Origin of the sequence: Paraburkholderia tuberum STM678 (assembly GCF_902833905.1) — a bacterium.
Classification (GTDB): Bacteria; Pseudomonadota; Gammaproteobacteria; order Burkholderiales; family Burkholderiaceae; genus Paraburkholderia; species Paraburkholderia tuberum.
In genome coordinates this window covers 1-521 of sequence record NZ_CADFGP010000183.1, presented here as the reverse complement: position 1 = coordinate 521, position 521 = coordinate 1, and the positions used below count along the sequence as shown (strand labels likewise).

Genomic DNA, 521 nt, shown 5'->3' with positions numbered 1-521 from the left:
GATACGTACTCACCGCCCCCAAGCGGCTCGATCAACTGCGCCGCAAGCAAAGCCTTGCGCAGTTCGTCAGCATTCGGCGCGCGCAGGTAGTAATCATGGAAGGTCATGTCAGCCTCGTTAAGTCGGAGAGTGTTGCGTCGTCGAACCGGCGCGGCCAGTACTTAGCCTCACGTGCCCAGATACTCGAGATAGACGTGCCGCGCCTTGAACCGATCGACATCTGTGTGATCGTCACTGGAACCGGGCGCATGGCAATCGATGCCCCGCCGTTGATCGAGGTCGACGCAACACTCCAGTCTCCGGACCATGCGATCGCAACCCGAACCCTGTCGCCCTCACCCGCGGTTACGCCGAGCGATGTCGCGTTGTTGCCGATATACGACCACATCGCCCCGGTACCGACTGCCTTGTAGATGCTGACTCCGATGTTGGTGCCATCGTCCAGCGAGATCAGGCACGCACTGCTCGCGGTCGCGACACCAACGATCACGGCATCGATGAGCAGCGTGCCGTCGCCGGGT

General features: G+C 61.4%; 1 protein-coding gene. It reads right to left on the bottom strand.

The features are described from left to right. Positions 1-103: 103 nt before the first annotated feature. The coding region (locus HWY30_RS40865; protein ID WP_176079065.1) for a hypothetical protein at positions 104-521 on the bottom strand (418 nt) is incomplete at its 5' end.